General features: G+C 36.7%; 13 protein-coding genes. 12 read left to right on the top strand and 1 reads right to left on the bottom strand.

Features of this window, described 5'->3' with window-relative positions; translation table 11 throughout:
- Positions 1-270 precede the first annotated feature (270 nt).
- On the top strand, positions 271-942 hold the full coding sequence (locus C8E03_RS15305; RefSeq protein WP_094376124.1) for an MgtC/SapB family protein: 672 nt from the start codon (positions 271-273) through the stop codon (positions 940-942).
- A 97-nt stretch (positions 943-1,039) separates the two neighbouring features.
- Here the strand turns inward: C8E03_RS15305 and C8E03_RS15300 are convergent, their stop codons facing one another.
- A complete protein-coding gene (locus tag C8E03_RS15300) occupies positions 1,040-2,443 on the bottom strand; it encodes a glycoside hydrolase family 5 protein (protein ID WP_110291490.1) in 1,404 nt (467 codons plus the stop codon).
- Between the two features lie 290 nt (positions 2,444-2,733).
- Here C8E03_RS15300 and C8E03_RS15295 point away from each other — a divergent pair, with 290 nt between their 5' ends.
- From C8E03_RS15295 to C8E03_RS15245, 11 genes are all read left to right on the top strand, one after another.
- Positions 2,734-3,894 (top strand): ROK family protein, encoded by a 1,161-nt coding sequence (locus C8E03_RS15295; protein WP_094376126.1) that lies wholly within the window; start codon positions 2,734-2,736, stop codon positions 3,892-3,894.
- A gap of 591 nt (positions 3,895-4,485) precedes the next feature.
- Positions 4,486-5,508 carry a zinc-dependent alcohol dehydrogenase family protein gene (locus tag C8E03_RS15290; RefSeq protein ID WP_094376168.1) on the top strand — a complete coding sequence of 341 codons (1,023 nt, stop codon included), beginning with the start codon at positions 4,486-4,488 and terminating at the stop codon, positions 5,506-5,508.
- 403 nt (positions 5,509-5,911) lie between these two features.
- A complete protein-coding gene (locus tag C8E03_RS15285; RefSeq protein WP_094376127.1) occupies positions 5,912-6,676 on the top strand; it encodes an SDR family oxidoreductase in 765 nt (254 codons plus the stop codon).
- Between the two features lie 79 nt (positions 6,677-6,755).
- Positions 6,756-7,820, top strand: a complete 1,065-nt coding sequence (locus C8E03_RS15280) for a sugar ABC transporter substrate-binding protein (RefSeq protein ID WP_110291488.1) — start codon at positions 6,756-6,758, stop codon at positions 7,818-7,820.
- An 87-nt stretch (positions 7,821-7,907) separates the two neighbouring features.
- Positions 7,908-9,419 (top strand): sugar ABC transporter ATP-binding protein, encoded by a 1,512-nt coding sequence (locus C8E03_RS15275; RefSeq protein ID WP_094376129.1) that lies wholly within the window; start codon positions 7,908-7,910, stop codon positions 9,417-9,419.
- Positions 9,409-10,356 carry an ABC transporter permease gene (locus C8E03_RS15270; RefSeq protein ID WP_094376130.1) on the top strand — a complete coding sequence of 316 codons (948 nt, stop codon included), beginning with the start codon at positions 9,409-9,411 and terminating at the stop codon, positions 10,354-10,356. The genes C8E03_RS15275 and C8E03_RS15270 overlap by 11 nt, the downstream gene beginning before the upstream one ends.
- A gap of 55 nt (positions 10,357-10,411) precedes the next feature.
- On the top strand, positions 10,412-11,446 hold the full coding sequence (locus tag C8E03_RS15265) for a zinc-dependent alcohol dehydrogenase (RefSeq protein WP_094376169.1): 1,035 nt from the start codon (positions 10,412-10,414) through the stop codon (positions 11,444-11,446).
- Between the two features lie 184 nt (positions 11,447-11,630).
- Positions 11,631-12,404 carry a glucose 1-dehydrogenase gene (locus tag C8E03_RS15260; RefSeq protein ID WP_094376131.1) on the top strand — a complete coding sequence of 258 codons (774 nt, stop codon included), beginning with the start codon at positions 11,631-11,633 and terminating at the stop codon, positions 12,402-12,404.
- 17 nt (positions 12,405-12,421) lie between these two features.
- Positions 12,422-14,092, top strand: a complete 1,671-nt coding sequence (gene araB / locus C8E03_RS15255; protein ID WP_110291487.1) for a ribulokinase — start codon at positions 12,422-12,424, stop codon at positions 14,090-14,092.
- 172 nt (positions 14,093-14,264) lie between these two features.
- Positions 14,265-15,332, top strand: a complete 1,068-nt coding sequence (locus C8E03_RS15250) for an ROK family protein (RefSeq protein WP_170123016.1) — start codon at positions 14,265-14,267, stop codon at positions 15,330-15,332.
- Positions 15,333-15,393: 61 nt separating this feature from the next.
- Positions 15,394-15,876 carry an ureidoglycolate lyase gene (locus C8E03_RS15245; RefSeq protein WP_110291484.1) on the top strand — a complete coding sequence of 161 codons (483 nt, stop codon included), beginning with the start codon at positions 15,394-15,396 and terminating at the stop codon, positions 15,874-15,876.
- Positions 15,877-15,930: the final 54 nt, after the last annotated feature.

Raw genomic sequence — 15,930 nt, 5'->3', positions numbered from 1 at the left:
TGCAATAAAAAATAATAAATTCATAAAAAATGAGTAGAATTTATGAGTAATTGTTGGTAAACTTTATATATATAATAGAAGTATCAAAAATTCTATCTCAATATTCTATCAGCAATAGTAACTAATCTAGAAAAAGGGCTATATATTAAAATATAGAAAGAGCTGGAATTTTTTATCATACAACATATGAATCAATGGAAGAAAGAGATTCTAAAAGTGGAAAGTAAATAGTTTTTATATTCTTAGTAAAATCAAGAAGAGGGGTAGGGTATGCTACAGGAAATTAATATTGTGTCGGTTTGTATCAGGGTTTTGCTTTCCGTGTTAATTGGTGGATTTCTCGGGATGGAAAGGGGAAGAAAAAACAGACCAGCAGGATTTCGCACATATATATTAGTGTGCTTGGGTTCAACATTGGTAATGATGACTAACCAATATGTTTATCAGAAATACCATATTTCTGATCCGGTTCGTATGGGCGCTCAGGTTGTGAGTGGAATTGGTTTCTTGGGAGCAGGTTCTATTATTGTAACAGGTCGTCATCAGATCAGAGGAATTACTACAGCAGCGGGTCTTTGGTCAGCCGCTTGCTGTGGTCTGGCAATTGGAATAGGATTTTATGAAGGTGCCATTGTTGGTGGTATTGCGATTTTAATTGTTATGGCAGCAATGGAAAGTGTGGACGATATGATACGAAGCCGGTCTACTGTAATGGAGTTATATTTGGAATTTAACAGTAAAAAGCCATTTAGTGTTTTTATTGAATATGCAAGAGACAATAAATTAGAAATTAAAGAGATGGAGATTAGTAAGAGCAAGCTGGCAAAAAACATGGATTTGTGCGCCGTTATTACTATTAACAGTCAGATCCGTAGAAATAGAGAGTCAATTCTAGAAATTATCAGTAGCTTTCCGGGAATCAATTATATAGAGGAACTGTAGATTTTGTAATACTATGATTGAATTATAACTAATACAATACCAAATTCGATACGGCTCTGCCTATGTATAGGAAGAGCCGTAAAATTATAATACAGTACTATTTATTATTATAATACTCATTTAAAGACATTCCGTTTGAACCAAGAGGTATCTGATGGTCAAGACCGATGAATTTTTCACCTGACTGCCATAGAGCTGGTTTTAAAAGTTCGTATTTGGCTTCATCCCAAGTTGACCAGTCATAGCCTAAAAGTCCGCCAGTATCCCCTGAATTAGGATTCAAACACCAGAAAGTGTGGTTAATATGGTTGTCAACAATGTAGTCTCTTAACAAGGTCATCCATTTTTGAGTATCTCCTCCATCCATGAATCCGCCCCATTCTCCGATTAAAAGGGGAGCTATATTTTGGTCATTAATATAGGCCCAAGTATCATACCAATAATCATCCAATAAAGTCTGAGAAGTAAAATCTTTATTAAACCATTCCTGACTGCTGACAGTAGGACCATAATCATGAGGAGAATATACAATCTGGCTATTTAATTGGCCTAAATCAATTGGATAATCTTTTACTCCTCGTAAATTAGCACCCCACCAAGCTCCATACCAAGGAGATTGTTTTGCAGAAGCTCCCCAGATATCTGGTGTTTCATAAGTATATCCCAACTCAGTTTTCGGATACTGTTCCACACCTTCAATCATAATAAGTAAATTCGGATTTGCTTCAAGAACCTTTGCGGCACACATTTGTGAAGCATATTTCCAGTTGTTTTCATCTGTTGAATTATCCCATTTTGCCATATCTGTCGGTACAGTTTCTGAATATCCTCTTTTGCCGTGTGGCTCGTTTTCTAAGTCGAATGCTAAAATGGTATCATCATTTTTATATTTGTCAGCTAACCAGACTATGGTATCCATCCATTTATCGGTCGTAATTTCACCGGCTGTAGATGTGCTCAGTCCATACCATAGCGGATAGACATGCCCTGAATTATTTGAATCAGGACTATGCACATCGATCATTACCTTAATACCAAGTTCCTTACAATATCCCATAATAATGTCAAATATATCCATACTGCTTTTCGTTTTCTTTGTTGCTGCATCATAAAAATCTGGATTGCAAACATAATAAGGTGGATCATTTGCAGCCGTTACACTTGAAACAGCATTAGGTGTACCTGCCATCCAACTGTACAAAAGCTCAGAAGAAATTGGAATTCTTAAAAGTCCGATACCTCGGTTTGCAATTTCAGTCAGTATACTTTCAATATCATACCAGGCACCATGCAGCACATTTTCTCCACAGTTAAAACCAAACCAGTTTGCACCTGTCAGCCACACCTCATTATTGTTGCTGTCGTAAATCTTATTCCCTTCACAATGTAGCCAGTCATCTTGATTCGTATCGGCAGCATATATCGTTTGTGTGTTACTGATACAGCAAGTTGTTAACATTAAAGCACTTAAGAATGAAGCTATTTTTTTTATTTTTCTCATTCAATTTCCCCCTATCATAATGATTGTTTATGTTCATTCAGATGCTTTATCTTATAGATATAAAGATATAGTCTTTATAAGAATTTTAATAAAGTATCCTGAAAGAATTATACTACAAAGTTAGACAAAATAAAATAATTATTTTGATCTATCTAACTTTTTTCCTATATAAAAAATTAATATAAAAAAAATAATAGTTTTTTTGCTTGTATGTTTGATACAGCAAGGTTATACTAACTAATATAAATACTTTAATAAAGAATATTAGAAAAGAGTTAGGAGATTGTAAGATGCCAAGCAAGAGGGCAAGTAACATAGAAGTAAAAAAAATTAACAGGAATCGTATTTTTCGATATGTTAATAAGTATGAACGAGTATCAAGGCCGGATATAGCGTCGGCACTTGGAATAAGTACGCCGACTGTTCTACAAAATATCAATGAACTGTTACTGGAAGGTCTGGTTTTAGAGGTAGGTGAATTTCAGTCAACCGGTGGACGTAAGGCAACAGCCATAGCGCCGGTTCAAGATGTATTTTACGCTATGGGTATTGATATCACACAAAATCACGTTGGACTTGTGCTGACTAATCTATCCGGTGAAATATTAAGACATAAGCGCGTAAGCAAAATCTACCGTAATAAAAGAGATTATTATAAAGAAATGGCAGATATAGCAAAAACCTTTTTAGCGGAAGGGGCTGGGACGGATTTTAATATTGGCGGTGTAGGAATATCAATCCCGGGTATTATTAATTTACTCAGCAACAAAATTATTTACAGTCATGCCTTGAATATTACTAATGTTGATTGCAGTGTGTTTACAGAATTTATTCCTTATCCATGTACTTTTATTAATGATGCAAATGCTGCTGGAATTGCTGAAATATATCATATCGAAGATAAATTTAATGCTGCATATCTATCACTGAGCAATTATGTAGGTGGAGCAATTATACAAGAGCATGATTCATTCGGTGAACACGATATGATTAACAGTCTGCTTTATTTGGGAGATAATCTGCGTGCTGGAGAGTTTGGACATATGACTTTAGTGCCGGGTGGAAATCACTGCTATTGCGGGAAAAATGGTTGCGTTGATACGTATTGCTCTGCTAAGGTTCTTGCCAGACATGCAGATGAAAGCTTGGAGAAATTCTTTGAAGAGCTTAAAGACGGAAATGACTCTTATGCTGCAATATGGGAGGAATATCTGAATTATTTGGCAATTGAAGTAAACAATCTGAGAATGGTATTTGATTGCAGAGTTATCATTGGAGGTTATGTTGGCAGCTTTATTGAGCCGTATATAGCAAGATTGAGAGAAAAGGCAGAAAGCCGTAATACGTTTGAAACTGACGGTACTTATATTTTACCTTGTCGCTATAAGGTAGAGGCATCAGCCTTGGGAGCTGCGCTACAGTGTGTAGAGTCTTTCATCTGTAAAATTTAAAATAAAAAGTATAAAATATAAGCGCACAGGAGCACTAGAGTAAATTACTCTGCTCCTGTGTATTTTTATATAAATAAGAATTTCCTCCCAAATTCTTATTGTATCGATAGTAATCCAAGCGGGATGTGCAAGGAAGATATCACTACGTATATTCGACTTGTGAAGTATCGGTGGTTCTCATAAATGAGTAGTGAGAGTTTTATTTGGAACTGGTTCAAAATTCATAATAAAAGTAAGTTCAATTTAATATTTTTTAAAATTAAAAATATTAATGTTGACAGGAAAAAAAAGAGGTGATAATATGAACTAAATACTTAATTAAATAGTTTAATAAAGAATATAATAAACAGACGGATTATACAGTGAAAAAAGTAAAATATAAAAAACTATAATCAATATATATAAAAATAATAATACAAAAATAGAATTATACAATGATTTATACAAAGATATTGACAATGTAATAGAATATGATAGTATATCGATTAAGTTAATATGTTTTATAAAATGTAATTATAAAATATATTTACCAATGGTGATAAGAAACTGAATATGAACCCAATATAGAAATTAGGAGGTATTAAGGTGAAAATGAAAGCATTGGTGTATAAAGGAGCAAGAGATCTTTGTATTGAGGAGATTGAGATTCCTCAAATCGGCGAAACAGATGTCTTGATTAAGGTAAAGTATTGTGGTGTATGCGGTACAGATATACATATATACAATGGAGATGGAGGTGCATTTGAAGTGATGCCGCCTCTTGTCATGGGACATGAGTTTTCTGGTATTGTAGAAAAAATAGGATCTAAAGTGACAAAAGTTAAGATTGGAGATCTTGTTACAGTAGATCCAAATGATATGTGTGGAGAATGCTATTATTGTAAAAATGCAATGGAGCAATTTTGCGAAAATGTAGTTGGAATTGGAACTACGGTAAACGGAGGATTTGCAGAATATTGCGTGGTATGTGAAAAGCAGGTCTTTCCTTTTAAAGATGGTATGGATGCCTTAACCGCATCTATGACAGAGCCGGTTTCTTGCTGCATTCATGGAATTGATTTGTGTAATATAAAGCTTGGTGACGAGGTTCTTATTATTGGTGGCGGACCAATTGGTCTTATCTTGCTTCAATTGGCCAAAATGGCAGGTGCCAGCAAGGTAATTTTGTCTGAGCCGGTTGCTGTAAAAAGAGAGCTTGCCTTAAAGCTTGGGGCGGATTTAACTATTAATCCGCTAACAGAAGATACAACAGCAATATTAAAGTCTGAATGTAACAATATCAATACTGTAATAGAATGCGTAGGAAATATTAATACAATTAGCAATGCAATTGAGTGGGCGGGTAAGGGTGCAACTGTTATGATGTACGGATTGACAGGTCCAAAAGCACAGCTAACCATAAAGCCCGATGTTGTATTTAAGAAAGAATTAAAGCTGACTTCTTCCTTTATTAATCCTTACACAGCACAAAGAACAATTGCACTTTTGGAATCCGGGAAATTAAATGTAAAAGAGCTAATCAGTGATATTGTTGAGCTTGAGGACTGTGTAAAGGTATTTGAAGATGAGGAATATAGAAGAAAGGGCAAAGTTGTAATTAAAATTGGCAATTAAAGCATTTTAAACATAATGGCTGTAAAATGGGAAAGAATAGTGAAGGAGACATGGAAAGGAAGGAACGCTTGTGATGTCAAAAGAATGTTAAAATGTGCAGATGGGCAAAAGCAGCCTATTTGTTAAAACTTAAACAAAATATGCTGATAAAATATGGAATGAACTAGACGAAATACACAAAAATAGTCATACGATTTCTATAACATTGTTAAAAGTTGGTCAAAGTGCATATGAAAAATAATTTTTTTAAATAAATTATTGACATTATAAACAATGTGTAGTAAAGTAAATTAAAGAGTTAAACAAAGTAATTTTACAAAACTATTTTAAAAAATAATTTCAAGTATATTTAACTATAGGTATACAAGTCTTGCTATTCATAATAAAAAGAGAGGGATAAGATATGAAACATGACATTTTTTCATTGAAAGGAAAAGTATGTATTGTAACTGGTGGAAATCAGGGCATCGGAGAAGTTGTAGCATCTTATATCGCAGATGCAGGAGCTGATATCGCAATATTTGATATGGCAGATGCCACAGCGGTAGCAGAGAAGATAGCAAAAGAATATGGAGTACGCGCAAAAGCGTATATCTGTGATGTAACAAAACCAGACAGTGTTTCGGATTGTATCAATCAGGCGGCCGAGGATATGGGAACACTTGACTTACTATTTAATAATGCAGGAATCTGCGTGCACAAGCCTGCACTGGAATGTGAACCAGGCGACTGGTTAAAGGTAATTGATGTAAATCTTAACGGAGCCTTTTATGTAGCACAAAAGTTTGGTAAGTATTTAGTTGAGAATAACAAGACAGGAAATATTGTAAATACGGCTTCCATGTCAGCAACCATTGTTAATATTCCACAGGGACAAGCGTCTTATAATGCTTCCAAGGCGGCTGTTGCTCATATGACAAAATCTCTTGCAGTAGAGTGGGTTAAGAAAGGAATACGAGTTAACTCAATCAGTCCTGGATATATAAAAACCGCCATTACTGGAAATTCTAATCCTGAATGGCAGAAGCTATGGATTGAATCCATACCGTATAAGAGAATGGGAACGCCAGAAGAATTAGCAGGAGCGGTCATTTATTTACTTTCAGATGCTGCCACCTACACATCCGGTTGTGACATGATTATAGATGGCTGCTTTACCGTAGTGTAACTATAATTTATACAAGCATTCGTATTCGAAATAAATAGCATAGTGCTGTTTATACATAATGAAATAGGAGGATACAATTATGAGAAAGAAAATTATGGCATTATTACTTGCTACCGCAATGGTGGCGACATTATTGGCAGGCTGTAGCTCAAGCAAACAGGAGACTGCCAGTGAAGATACTACAAAAACAGAAGATACAAAAACAACAGACTCCACACAGACAACCACGGATACTGCAAAAGATCAGGACGCAGAAAAGACATTTAAGGTTGGTATTACAATTCAATCTCTGGAAAACAGCTATTGGGCAGGTGTATTTGGAGTGGTTGAGACATTAATGAAAGAAAAAGGCTGGGATTATACAGTTCTTGCTTGTAATGATAGCTCAGCAACTCAGATTCAGCAGATTGAGAATTTCATAACAGATCAAGTAGATTTAATCATGGTTCACCCATCTGATCCAAACGCAATTGAGGATTATTTAAAAGAAGCAAGGGATGCCGGAATCAAGGTTATGTGTTGGGATGATAAGATGACAAATACAGATCTTAACTGGATTCTTGACAATACGAAGTTAGGTTATTCAATTGGTCAGGAAGCTGCAAATTTCATTAACGATCACTATTCAGCAGATAATAAGGCTCAGGTAGCAATTATGAATTATCCTCAAACACCAATTTTGTTAGAAAGAGAAAATGGTATTTTAGCAGCGTTGGAAGAAATCTGTAAGGATAACTATGAAGTAGTTGCACAGCAGCCAGCACTTGATGCGCAGACAGCATTGTCAAATATGGAAACAATTCTTCAAGCTAATCCGGATGTAAAGGTGGTATGCTCTATTGGAGCAGGCGGTGATATTGGAGCAAATGAAGCTTTTATGACAGCTACTGGTGGAAAAATTCCAGAGGATATGGGTATATTCTCAGCAGACGCAACACAGCAACAGTTAGAAGCAATTGTAAACGGCGAAGCAAGCAGAGCTTCCGTTGGATTTGAAGGCTCTAACAAAAAGACTGCAGAAGCAGTTGTAGACTTATATGAGAGATTGTTAAACGGAGAAACCTTTGAAGACCAGAATCTTGTAAGACCGCTTCTTGTTATTGACTCAGAAAATGCAGCAGAATATTTAGCAGATTATAAATAATACGCGGTAATTGACTAAATTGTTAATGTGGAGCTGTCATGATAAACAGCTCCACATTTTATCAAAGAGGAATGGTGTGGTAAAAGTATGAATGATGAATATGTATTAGAGTTGCAGCATATTAGAAAAGAATATCCGGGTGTGATTGCCTTAAAGGATGTTTCACTTGAGGTTAAAAAAGGTGAAATTCTGGCATTAATCGGAGAAAATGGTGCGGGAAAATCAACTTTAATTAAAACTTGCTCCGGTGCTGTTATTCCAACATCAGGCAAAATTGTGATTAATGGAAAAGAATTCACCAGCATGACACCTCAGCTTGCCGCAGAGAACGGAATAGCAATCATTTATCAGGAATTTAATAATGTAAAAGGTCTTTCAGCCGCAGAGAATCTTTTTCTTGGCAATCCGATCAAAAAGGGATTTATTGTCGATACGAAAGCAATGGAAAAGGAAGCAGAAAAGGCGTTTGCACAGTTGAATATTAAAATTAATCCCAAAACCTTAGTAGGTGATTTGACAGTGGGCTATCAGCAAATGATTGAAATTGCAAAAGCTATTAAGCAGGATGCGAAAGTACTGATTATGGATGAACCATCGGCACCACTTACCAGTGCAGAAGTAGAAAGCATGTTTAAGGTCTGTGAATTACTAAGAGCAAAGGGTGTATCGATTATTTACATTTCTCACAGGCTAGAAGAAATTTACCGCTTATCTGATCGTATTGTAGTATTACGTGATGGTGAATATATTAAAACTCTTATTACAAAAGATTCTCATGTGGATGAATTGATTCAATTAATGGTAGGACGTGCATTAACAGAATCTTTTCCCCTCAGAAAAAATTGTATCAAGGATGATGAAATTGTTCTTGAACTTTATAATGTATGTGGAAATGGTGACAGTGATATTAATTTGAAGATTAAAAAGGGAGAAGTTTTGGGGTTAGGCGGTTTAGTTGGAGCAGGGCGTACGGAACTAGCACAGATGGTATTTGGCTCCGTAAGAAAAACTTCAGGAAAGATAATATTTAAAGGAAAAGAGATTGATCCAAAGAGTCCTCGTGAGGCGATCGATTATGGAATCGCTTTGGTGCCGGAAGATCGAAAGCGTCATGGTGCATTGCTTGGAGTTTCGATTAAGAATAACATCAATATGCCAATCTACAAGAAAATATCCAAGGCTTGCGTCATTAGCTCAAAGCAAGAAACAGAGATTGCCAATCAATATAAAGATGAATTAATGATAAAAACTCCGACATTAAATCAGCTGGTAAAGAATTTAAGTGGTGGAAACCAACAAAAGGTAATACTTGGGAAATGGCTTGCTGCAAATTCTGAACTAATTATATTTGACGAACCTACCCGCGGGATTGATGTAGGTGCTAAATTTGAAATTTACAAGTTAATGAATAACTTGGTAGAGAAAGGCAAAACCATTCTGCTGATTTCTTCAGAAATGGAAGAATTAATGGGTATGTCAGATAGAATTTTAGTCTTGGCAGAAGGACATATAACAGGAGAATTAAAAAAAGAAGAATTTAAGCAGGATTCGATAATGAGAATGGCATCTGCCGTTAAGGAGGTACAACATGAAGAATAATGTTCTCAATCAATTAAAAAGTAAAGCAATTTGGGTTGTATTTGCAGTTCTATTTATAGGATTTGCTTTAGCAAATCACAGATTCCTTTCCTCATCCAATCTCTTTACCATAGCCAGACAGGTATCCATGTATGGCATTGCATCAATTGGAATGACCTTTGTTATACTGATAGCAGGCATTGACCTTTCAACCGGTTCTATTATAACGATTGTAAATATTGTATGTGCTTATTTAATGGTAAACAGTGGCTTTAGCATGACAGCAGCCGTAATTTGCGCTTTACTGATGGCTACTATGATAGGTGTGATTAATGGATTTTTAGTATCTTCTATTGGAATGCCGGCATTGATAGCCACCTTTGCAACACAAATAATATTTGAAGGTGCTGCCTATCTTCTCTCCGGCGGAACTCCGGTATATGGTTTTGATGAAAGATTTAAGTTTATTGGCCAAGGATATATTGGACCTATTCCGGTTCCTGTTATTATTATGATAGCCTGTTTTGCAATTGGATCGTTCATTTTGAACAAAACCTATTTTGGACGCTATTTCTACGCAGTGGGAGGAAATGAGGAAGCTGCAAGGCTTTCCGGTATTCGAGTAGGATTTATCAAATATTTAATCTATGCATTATCTGGCCTATTTGCAGGGCTTGCAGGTATTGTAATGCTTTCTCGTACTAATTCTGCGCAGCCAACCGCAGGAAAAGGCTATGAGTTTGACGTAATTACTTGCGTTGTACTTGGTGGTGTTTCTGTATCAGGTGGTTATGGAAAAATGTCAAATGTAGTTGCCGGTGTTTTAATTATTGGCATATTGACAAATGGTATGGTTCTCTTAAACGTAAGTACGTATATGCAAATGGTAGTAAAAGGACTTGTACTAGCACTTGCTGTAGGCTTTGACTGCTTACAAAGAAAACGTGTAGTAGCATAGTAGATAAAGTTACAACTATAAATTGAATCAGAGGAGAAAACTTATGAAAACGACAATGACACAGGAAGTAATGATTGCGCCACATGAGATTACCTTTCAAGAGATTCCGATTCCAACGGTAAGTGCCAAAGAGGTATTGGTAAAAATAAAAAGAATAGGTGTGTGCGGAAGTGATATTCATGTATATCACGGAAGACATCCTTATGTTACCTATCCATTGACTCAGGGGCACGAAGTATCGGCAAGAATAGAGGCATTAGGTGAGGGAGTAACAGAATTTAAAATCGGACAAAAGGTCACTATAGAGCCACAGGTATATTGCAAGAAATGTTATCCATGTACACACGGAAAATACAACTTGTGTGAAAACTTAAAGGTTATGGGATTTCAAACAACCGGAACGGCAAGTGAGTATTTTGTTGTTGATGCATCTAAGGTAACACCACTTTCAGACGGTATGACCTATGATGAAGGTGCTATGATAGAGCCTCTTGCAGTGACAGTTCATGCATGCAAGCGTGCTGGAAATGTAGCAGGAATGAAAGTAGCAGTTCTTGGTGCAGGCCCTATAGGTATTATGCTAAGCCAATCATTGAAAGCTATGGGAGCTGAAATTGTTATGGTAACTGACATTTCTGATTATCGGCTTGAGCTTGCAAAAAAGTGTGGAGCAGATTTTGTTTATAACACTAAAAAGGTTGATTTTGCCAAAGCTTTTGTGGAATGCTTTGGAGAAGACAAAGCAGATATTATTTATGATTGTGCAGGCAATGATATTACAATGGAGCAGGCAATTCAGAATGCCAGAAAGGGCAGTAAGATAATCCTTGTTGCTGTATATGCAGGTATGGCCAATGTTGATCTTGCAAAGCTAAACGATTCCGAATTAGAGCTAAATACATCAATGATGTACAGGCATGAAGACTATGTGGATGCAATTCGCTTGGTTGAGGAAGGTAAGATACAACTAAAACCTCTTATGAGTAAGCATTTCTCGTTTAAGGAGTATCAGTCGGCATATGAATACATAGATAAGAATGCTGAAACCACAATGAAAGTTTTAATTGATGTCGATCCCAGCGACGATTAAGTAATAGTAGAGGTTATCCCAAAAGTCATGAAACGACATTAGGGACAACCTCTTTGTGTTATATATTAGAAAATACGCTAAAACAAATTGACAAGGGTAAATATCAAGTATATAATTAAAGATAGATTTATAAAATAGATTTATAAAATATATTTAAAAAATATTTTAAAAGGAGGAAATCGTAATGGGAATTATTGAGAGAATGAGATTGGATGGAAAAGTGTCCTTTATAACAGGAGGAGCCAGAGGAATTGGAAAAGCAATCGCAACAGCAATTGCTGAGGCAGGCAGTGATGTGGCAATTATTGATTTGGACATGGAAGAGGCTGAAAAAACTGCAAAAGAAATTGAAATGCTTGGTGTAAAGGCTATTGCCATTCAAGCTGATGTAACGAAAGAGGAGGAGGTAGACCATATGATGCAAATCATCTTGGATACCTTTGGTAAATTAGATGTGGCTTTTTGCAATGCAGGTATTTGCATGAATATTCCTGCTGATGAAATGACCTATGAGCAGTGGAAAAAGGTCATTGATATTAATTTAAATGGAATATTTCTTAGCTCACAGGCGGCTGCAAAAGTTATGTTAAAGCAGAAAAAAGGCTCCATTATTAATACTGCATCCATGTCTGGACATATTGTAAATGTCCCACAGCCGCAATGCTCTTATAATGCATCAAAGGCAGGCGTTATTATGCTGACAAAATCAATGGCAGTTGAATTTGCGAAAAAGGGTGTACGCGTCAACTCAATTAGTCCTGGTTATATTGGAACCGAGCTCACATTGCAATCTCCGACTTTGAAGCCTTTAATCGAACAATGGAATGAAATGGCACCACTTGGACGAATGGGAAGACCTGATGAGCTTCAGGCTATTGCAGTATATCTTGCAGGTGATACAAGTGATTTTACAACAGGTTCGGATTTCGTAATTGATGGAGCATTTACCTGCTTCTAAAACATAGGAGGTATGAGATGAAAAAATATACAATAGGGATTGATTATGGCAGCCTTTCAGGGAGAATTTTGCTGGCTGATGTAGAAAATGGTGAAGAAGTTGTTTGCATTGAATCTTTGTATAAACATGCAGTGATGGATGAGGTTTTGCCTGATGGTATTACAAGGCTTGCACCGGAAACAGCTTTACAGCATCCACAGGATTACCTTGATGTATTGATGACAATTCCAGATGCGCTTCGACAAGCTAAAATTACCAAAGAGCAGGTAATTGGAATTGGTGTTGATTTTACCTCATGTACCGTGCTTCCGATTGATAAGGATGGCACCCCTCTATGCTTTCATAAGGAATATGAAAACCGTCCTCACGCATATTCAAAGCTTTGGAAACATCATGCGGCTCAATACGAGGCTGATAGATTTAATCAAGTTGTAAAAGAAAGACAGGAGGAGTTTATCAAACGCTATGGTGGAAAGATGTCTTCAGAGTGGGTAGTTCCAAAGGCGATGCAGATTCTTCATGAAGATGAAGAACTCTATCATGCAATGGATCGTTTTATCGAGGGAGGAGACTGGATCGTACTTTCATTGACCGGTTCTGAGAGAAGAAGTCTTTGTCAAGCGGGTTACAAGGCAGTATGGTCTAAGAGAAATGGATATCCTTCAGATGAATTTTTTAAAGCATTAGATCCTAAGTTAGAGCATTTTGTGGATGATAAATTAAGCCGTGAAATTTATCAAACTACAGACACGGCAGGATATTTGACAAAGGAAGCAGCAAAGCTCACGGGGCTTATGGAAGGAACTGCGGTTGCAGTTGCCAATGTAGATGCCCATGTTGCACTTCCAGCGGTAAAGATTACAGAACCGGGTAAAATGCTTATGATTATGGGAACATCAACTTGTCATATTATGATGGGAATGGAAGAAAAATTTATTCCCGGAGTTGGCGGTGTGGTAGAGGATGGAGTTGTTCCTGGATATTTTGCTTATGAAGCCGGTCAGGCATGCGTAGGAGATCATTTCGATTGGATGGTTCACAATGCGGTACCGACACTCTACGAGCAGGAGGCAAACGAAAGAAAAATAGGAATTCATCAGTTGCTCACAGAAAAAGCTTCCAGATTAAAGCCAGGAGAAAGCGGGTTGCTTGCGCTTGACTGGTGGAATGGTAACCGAAGTATTCTTACTGACGCAGACCTCACAGGAATGCTTCTTGGCTGTACACTTCTGACTAAACCAGAGGAAATATATCGCACGCTAATTGAAGCCACCGCCTTTGGAACCAGAGTGATTATAGAAGCTTTTGAAGAAGGTGGCGTGCCAATTAAGGAGTTATTTGCTGCGGGTGGTATTGCAAGAAAAAATGAGATGTTGATGCAAATTTATGCTGATATTACAAAACGTGAAATTAGAATATCATCCTCTGCACAGGCTCCGGCTTTGGGTGCTGCACTTTTTGGGGCAGTGGCGGCCGGCAGCAGAAACGGTGGCTATGACACGATTGAGGAGGCATCAGAAAAAATGTCTCGTCTTGAGGATCGAATGTATTCGCCGATACAGGAAAATGCAGTAATCTATGATGAATTATATAAGGAATATAAAATGATGCACGATTATTTTGGCAAAGAAAATAATATAATGAAGCGCTTAAAGAAGCTTCGCAACCAAGCCAAAGGCTCAAATTAGCATTTCAATATCGATTGATTGGATATTAAGGCTTTCAGTGGCTTTACAAGCTGGGAGAATTTTTATATAATAATAGACAAATACCTATGAAATGATGGTGAGCTGAATGAATATTTTTGATATTAAACAAAAAAATAGAGATAAAATATATTTTTATATAAGAAAGAAAAAAATGGCCACAAAACAGGACATAGCTTATGATTTACAACTAAGTCTTCCTACTGTTACACAAAATCTGGAATATCTGGTTGAACAGGGGATGATTGGCGCGGAGTGCAAGGTTGCCAATAAAGCAGGTGGTAGAAATCCTGTAGCCTATTCCTATATTTCTGATGCAAAGGTTGCAATTGGTTTGGATATTACAAGACATCATATTAAAAGCATTATTGTGGATTTGGATGGAAATGTTATTAAGTATATTTACAAACGGCAGAACTATCGTCGTGATGATGAATACCTCAAGCTTTTAGGTGAAGCGGTAGAAGAGATTATAGAAAGTGTTAAATTAAACCGCAGCAAAATTTTGGGTGTCAGTATTGCAGTGCCAGGACTTGTAAACCATGAAGAAGGATATGTAATACAAGGTAGAGTAATTGATAATGATGGCATGAGTTGTGAAGAATTTTCTAAGTATATATCATATCCTACAAGACTCATTCATGATTCATATGCTTCCGGTTTTTCGGAAATATGGATGTCTACAGAAATACATAATGCATTTTATTTTAGCTTGTGTGATAGCGTAGGCGGATGTGTATTATTAAATGATAACGTTTATCTGGGCGATGGTCTGTATAGTGGAGAAGTAGGACATCTGAATCTGATCCCGGATGGCGGGCAATGTTACTGTGGACAAAAAGGCTGTTTAGATGTTTACTGCAATGCAGAAGTTCTATCCAGTCATACGGACTGTGACTTGAATCTTTTTTTTAGTAAGCTTGAGCAGGGTGATGAAGAGATGCAAAAGGTGTGGGATCAGTATTTAGAACATCTGGCTATGGCAGTGACGGATATCAGAATGCTATTTGGCTGCACTGTTATTCTTGGAGGCTATGTTGGAGCACACATGAAAGCTTATATGCCATTGCTTTGTGAAAAAGTAGATGCAAGAGGTCCTTTTGGGGAGTCCTCAAAAAGTTTTCTGATTCCTTGCAAAAATGAGATAGAATCAGTGGCTACAGGTGCTGCCTTGTTTTTTGTAGATGAATTTCTAAATGACATAAGTAAAGAAGTACTGTAGTCTAGAGATACATTAGAATTGAAAATAGTGAGAAATTTTTAGAAAGAGAAGGCGAATACTTATGAGAATAATTAAAGCAAATCCGTTGACGAAAGAAAGTTTTGCCCCTTATGGAGAGTATGCCAGCATTCAAAAACCAACGGGCAATCATATAGGCTCGTTTTATCCCGATCAGGTTCACTTGTCTGTTTCAGGAGATTTACCGGTGGCTTTTTCACCGCTCGTTTGTGAGAAGTCTGATAAAATGATTATAACAACTGCTGAATTTCATAACACAACAGCAGAAGGACTTCTTGTACTTGATGATGATGTAGTGTTGCATGTTGCACCACCATCTAAGGATCCGGTGCCGGAATTGACAGAAGCTTTTATTGTACCACAAGGTACCATGATAAAATTAAACATAGGCGTGTGGCATTTTGCAGCAATGCCGATTAATAAGGATAAAGCTCATGTATTAATCGTCTTGCCAGAGAGAATCTATGTAAATGATTGTACGGTAGTTGAATACGATGAAAAAGATCATATGGAAGTTCAGATATAATATTAAAAATGATCAATGCAATAGTAAAGCACAGCTTTCGTTTTAATGTGGAAG

Origin of the sequence: Lachnotalea glycerini (genome assembly GCF_003201285.1) — a bacterium.
Classification (GTDB): domain Bacteria; phylum Bacillota; class Clostridia; order Lachnospirales; family Lachnospiraceae; genus Lachnotalea; species Lachnotalea glycerini.
The sequence above is the reverse complement of the archived record's forward strand: the minus strand, read 5'-3'. Positions and strand labels throughout refer to the sequence as shown.

Bases quoted from the DNA above. Each gene is read 5' to 3' on its own strand.
- C8E03_RS15290 (WP_094376168.1), top strand. From the start codon at position 4,486: ATGAAAGCATTGGTGTATAAAGGAGCAAGAGATCTTTGTATTGAGGAG.
- C8E03_RS15280 (WP_110291488.1), top strand. From the start codon at position 6,756: ATGAGAAAGAAAATTATGGCATTATTACTTGCTACCGCAATGGTGGCG.
- C8E03_RS15285 (WP_094376127.1), top strand. From the start codon at position 5,912: ATGAAACATGACATTTTTTCATTGAAAGGAAAAGTATGTATTGTAACT.
- C8E03_RS15305 (WP_094376124.1), top strand. From the start codon at position 271: ATGCTACAGGAAATTAATATTGTGTCGGTTTGTATCAGGGTTTTGCTT.
- C8E03_RS15260 (WP_094376131.1), top strand. From the start codon at position 11,631: ATGGGAATTATTGAGAGAATGAGATTGGATGGAAAAGTGTCCTTTATA.
- C8E03_RS15295 (WP_094376126.1), top strand. From the start codon at position 2,734: ATGCCAAGCAAGAGGGCAAGTAACATAGAAGTAAAAAAAATTAACAGG.
- C8E03_RS15300 (WP_110291490.1), bottom strand. From the start codon at position 2,443: ATGAGAAAAATAAAAAAAATAGCTTCATTCTTAAGTGCTTTAATGTTA.
- C8E03_RS15250 (WP_170123016.1), top strand. From the start codon at position 14,265: ATGGCCACAAAACAGGACATAGCTTATGATTTACAACTAAGTCTTCCT.
- C8E03_RS15270 (WP_094376130.1), top strand. From the start codon at position 9,409: ATGAAGAATAATGTTCTCAATCAATTAAAAAGTAAAGCAATTTGGGTT.
- C8E03_RS15245 (WP_110291484.1), top strand. From the start codon at position 15,394: ATGAGAATAATTAAAGCAAATCCGTTGACGAAAGAAAGTTTTGCCCCT.
- C8E03_RS15275 (WP_094376129.1), top strand. From the start codon at position 7,908: ATGAATGATGAATATGTATTAGAGTTGCAGCATATTAGAAAAGAATAT.
- C8E03_RS15265 (WP_094376169.1), top strand. From the start codon at position 10,412: ATGACACAGGAAGTAATGATTGCGCCACATGAGATTACCTTTCAAGAG.
- araB (WP_110291487.1), top strand. From the start codon at position 12,422: ATGAAAAAATATACAATAGGGATTGATTATGGCAGCCTTTCAGGGAGA.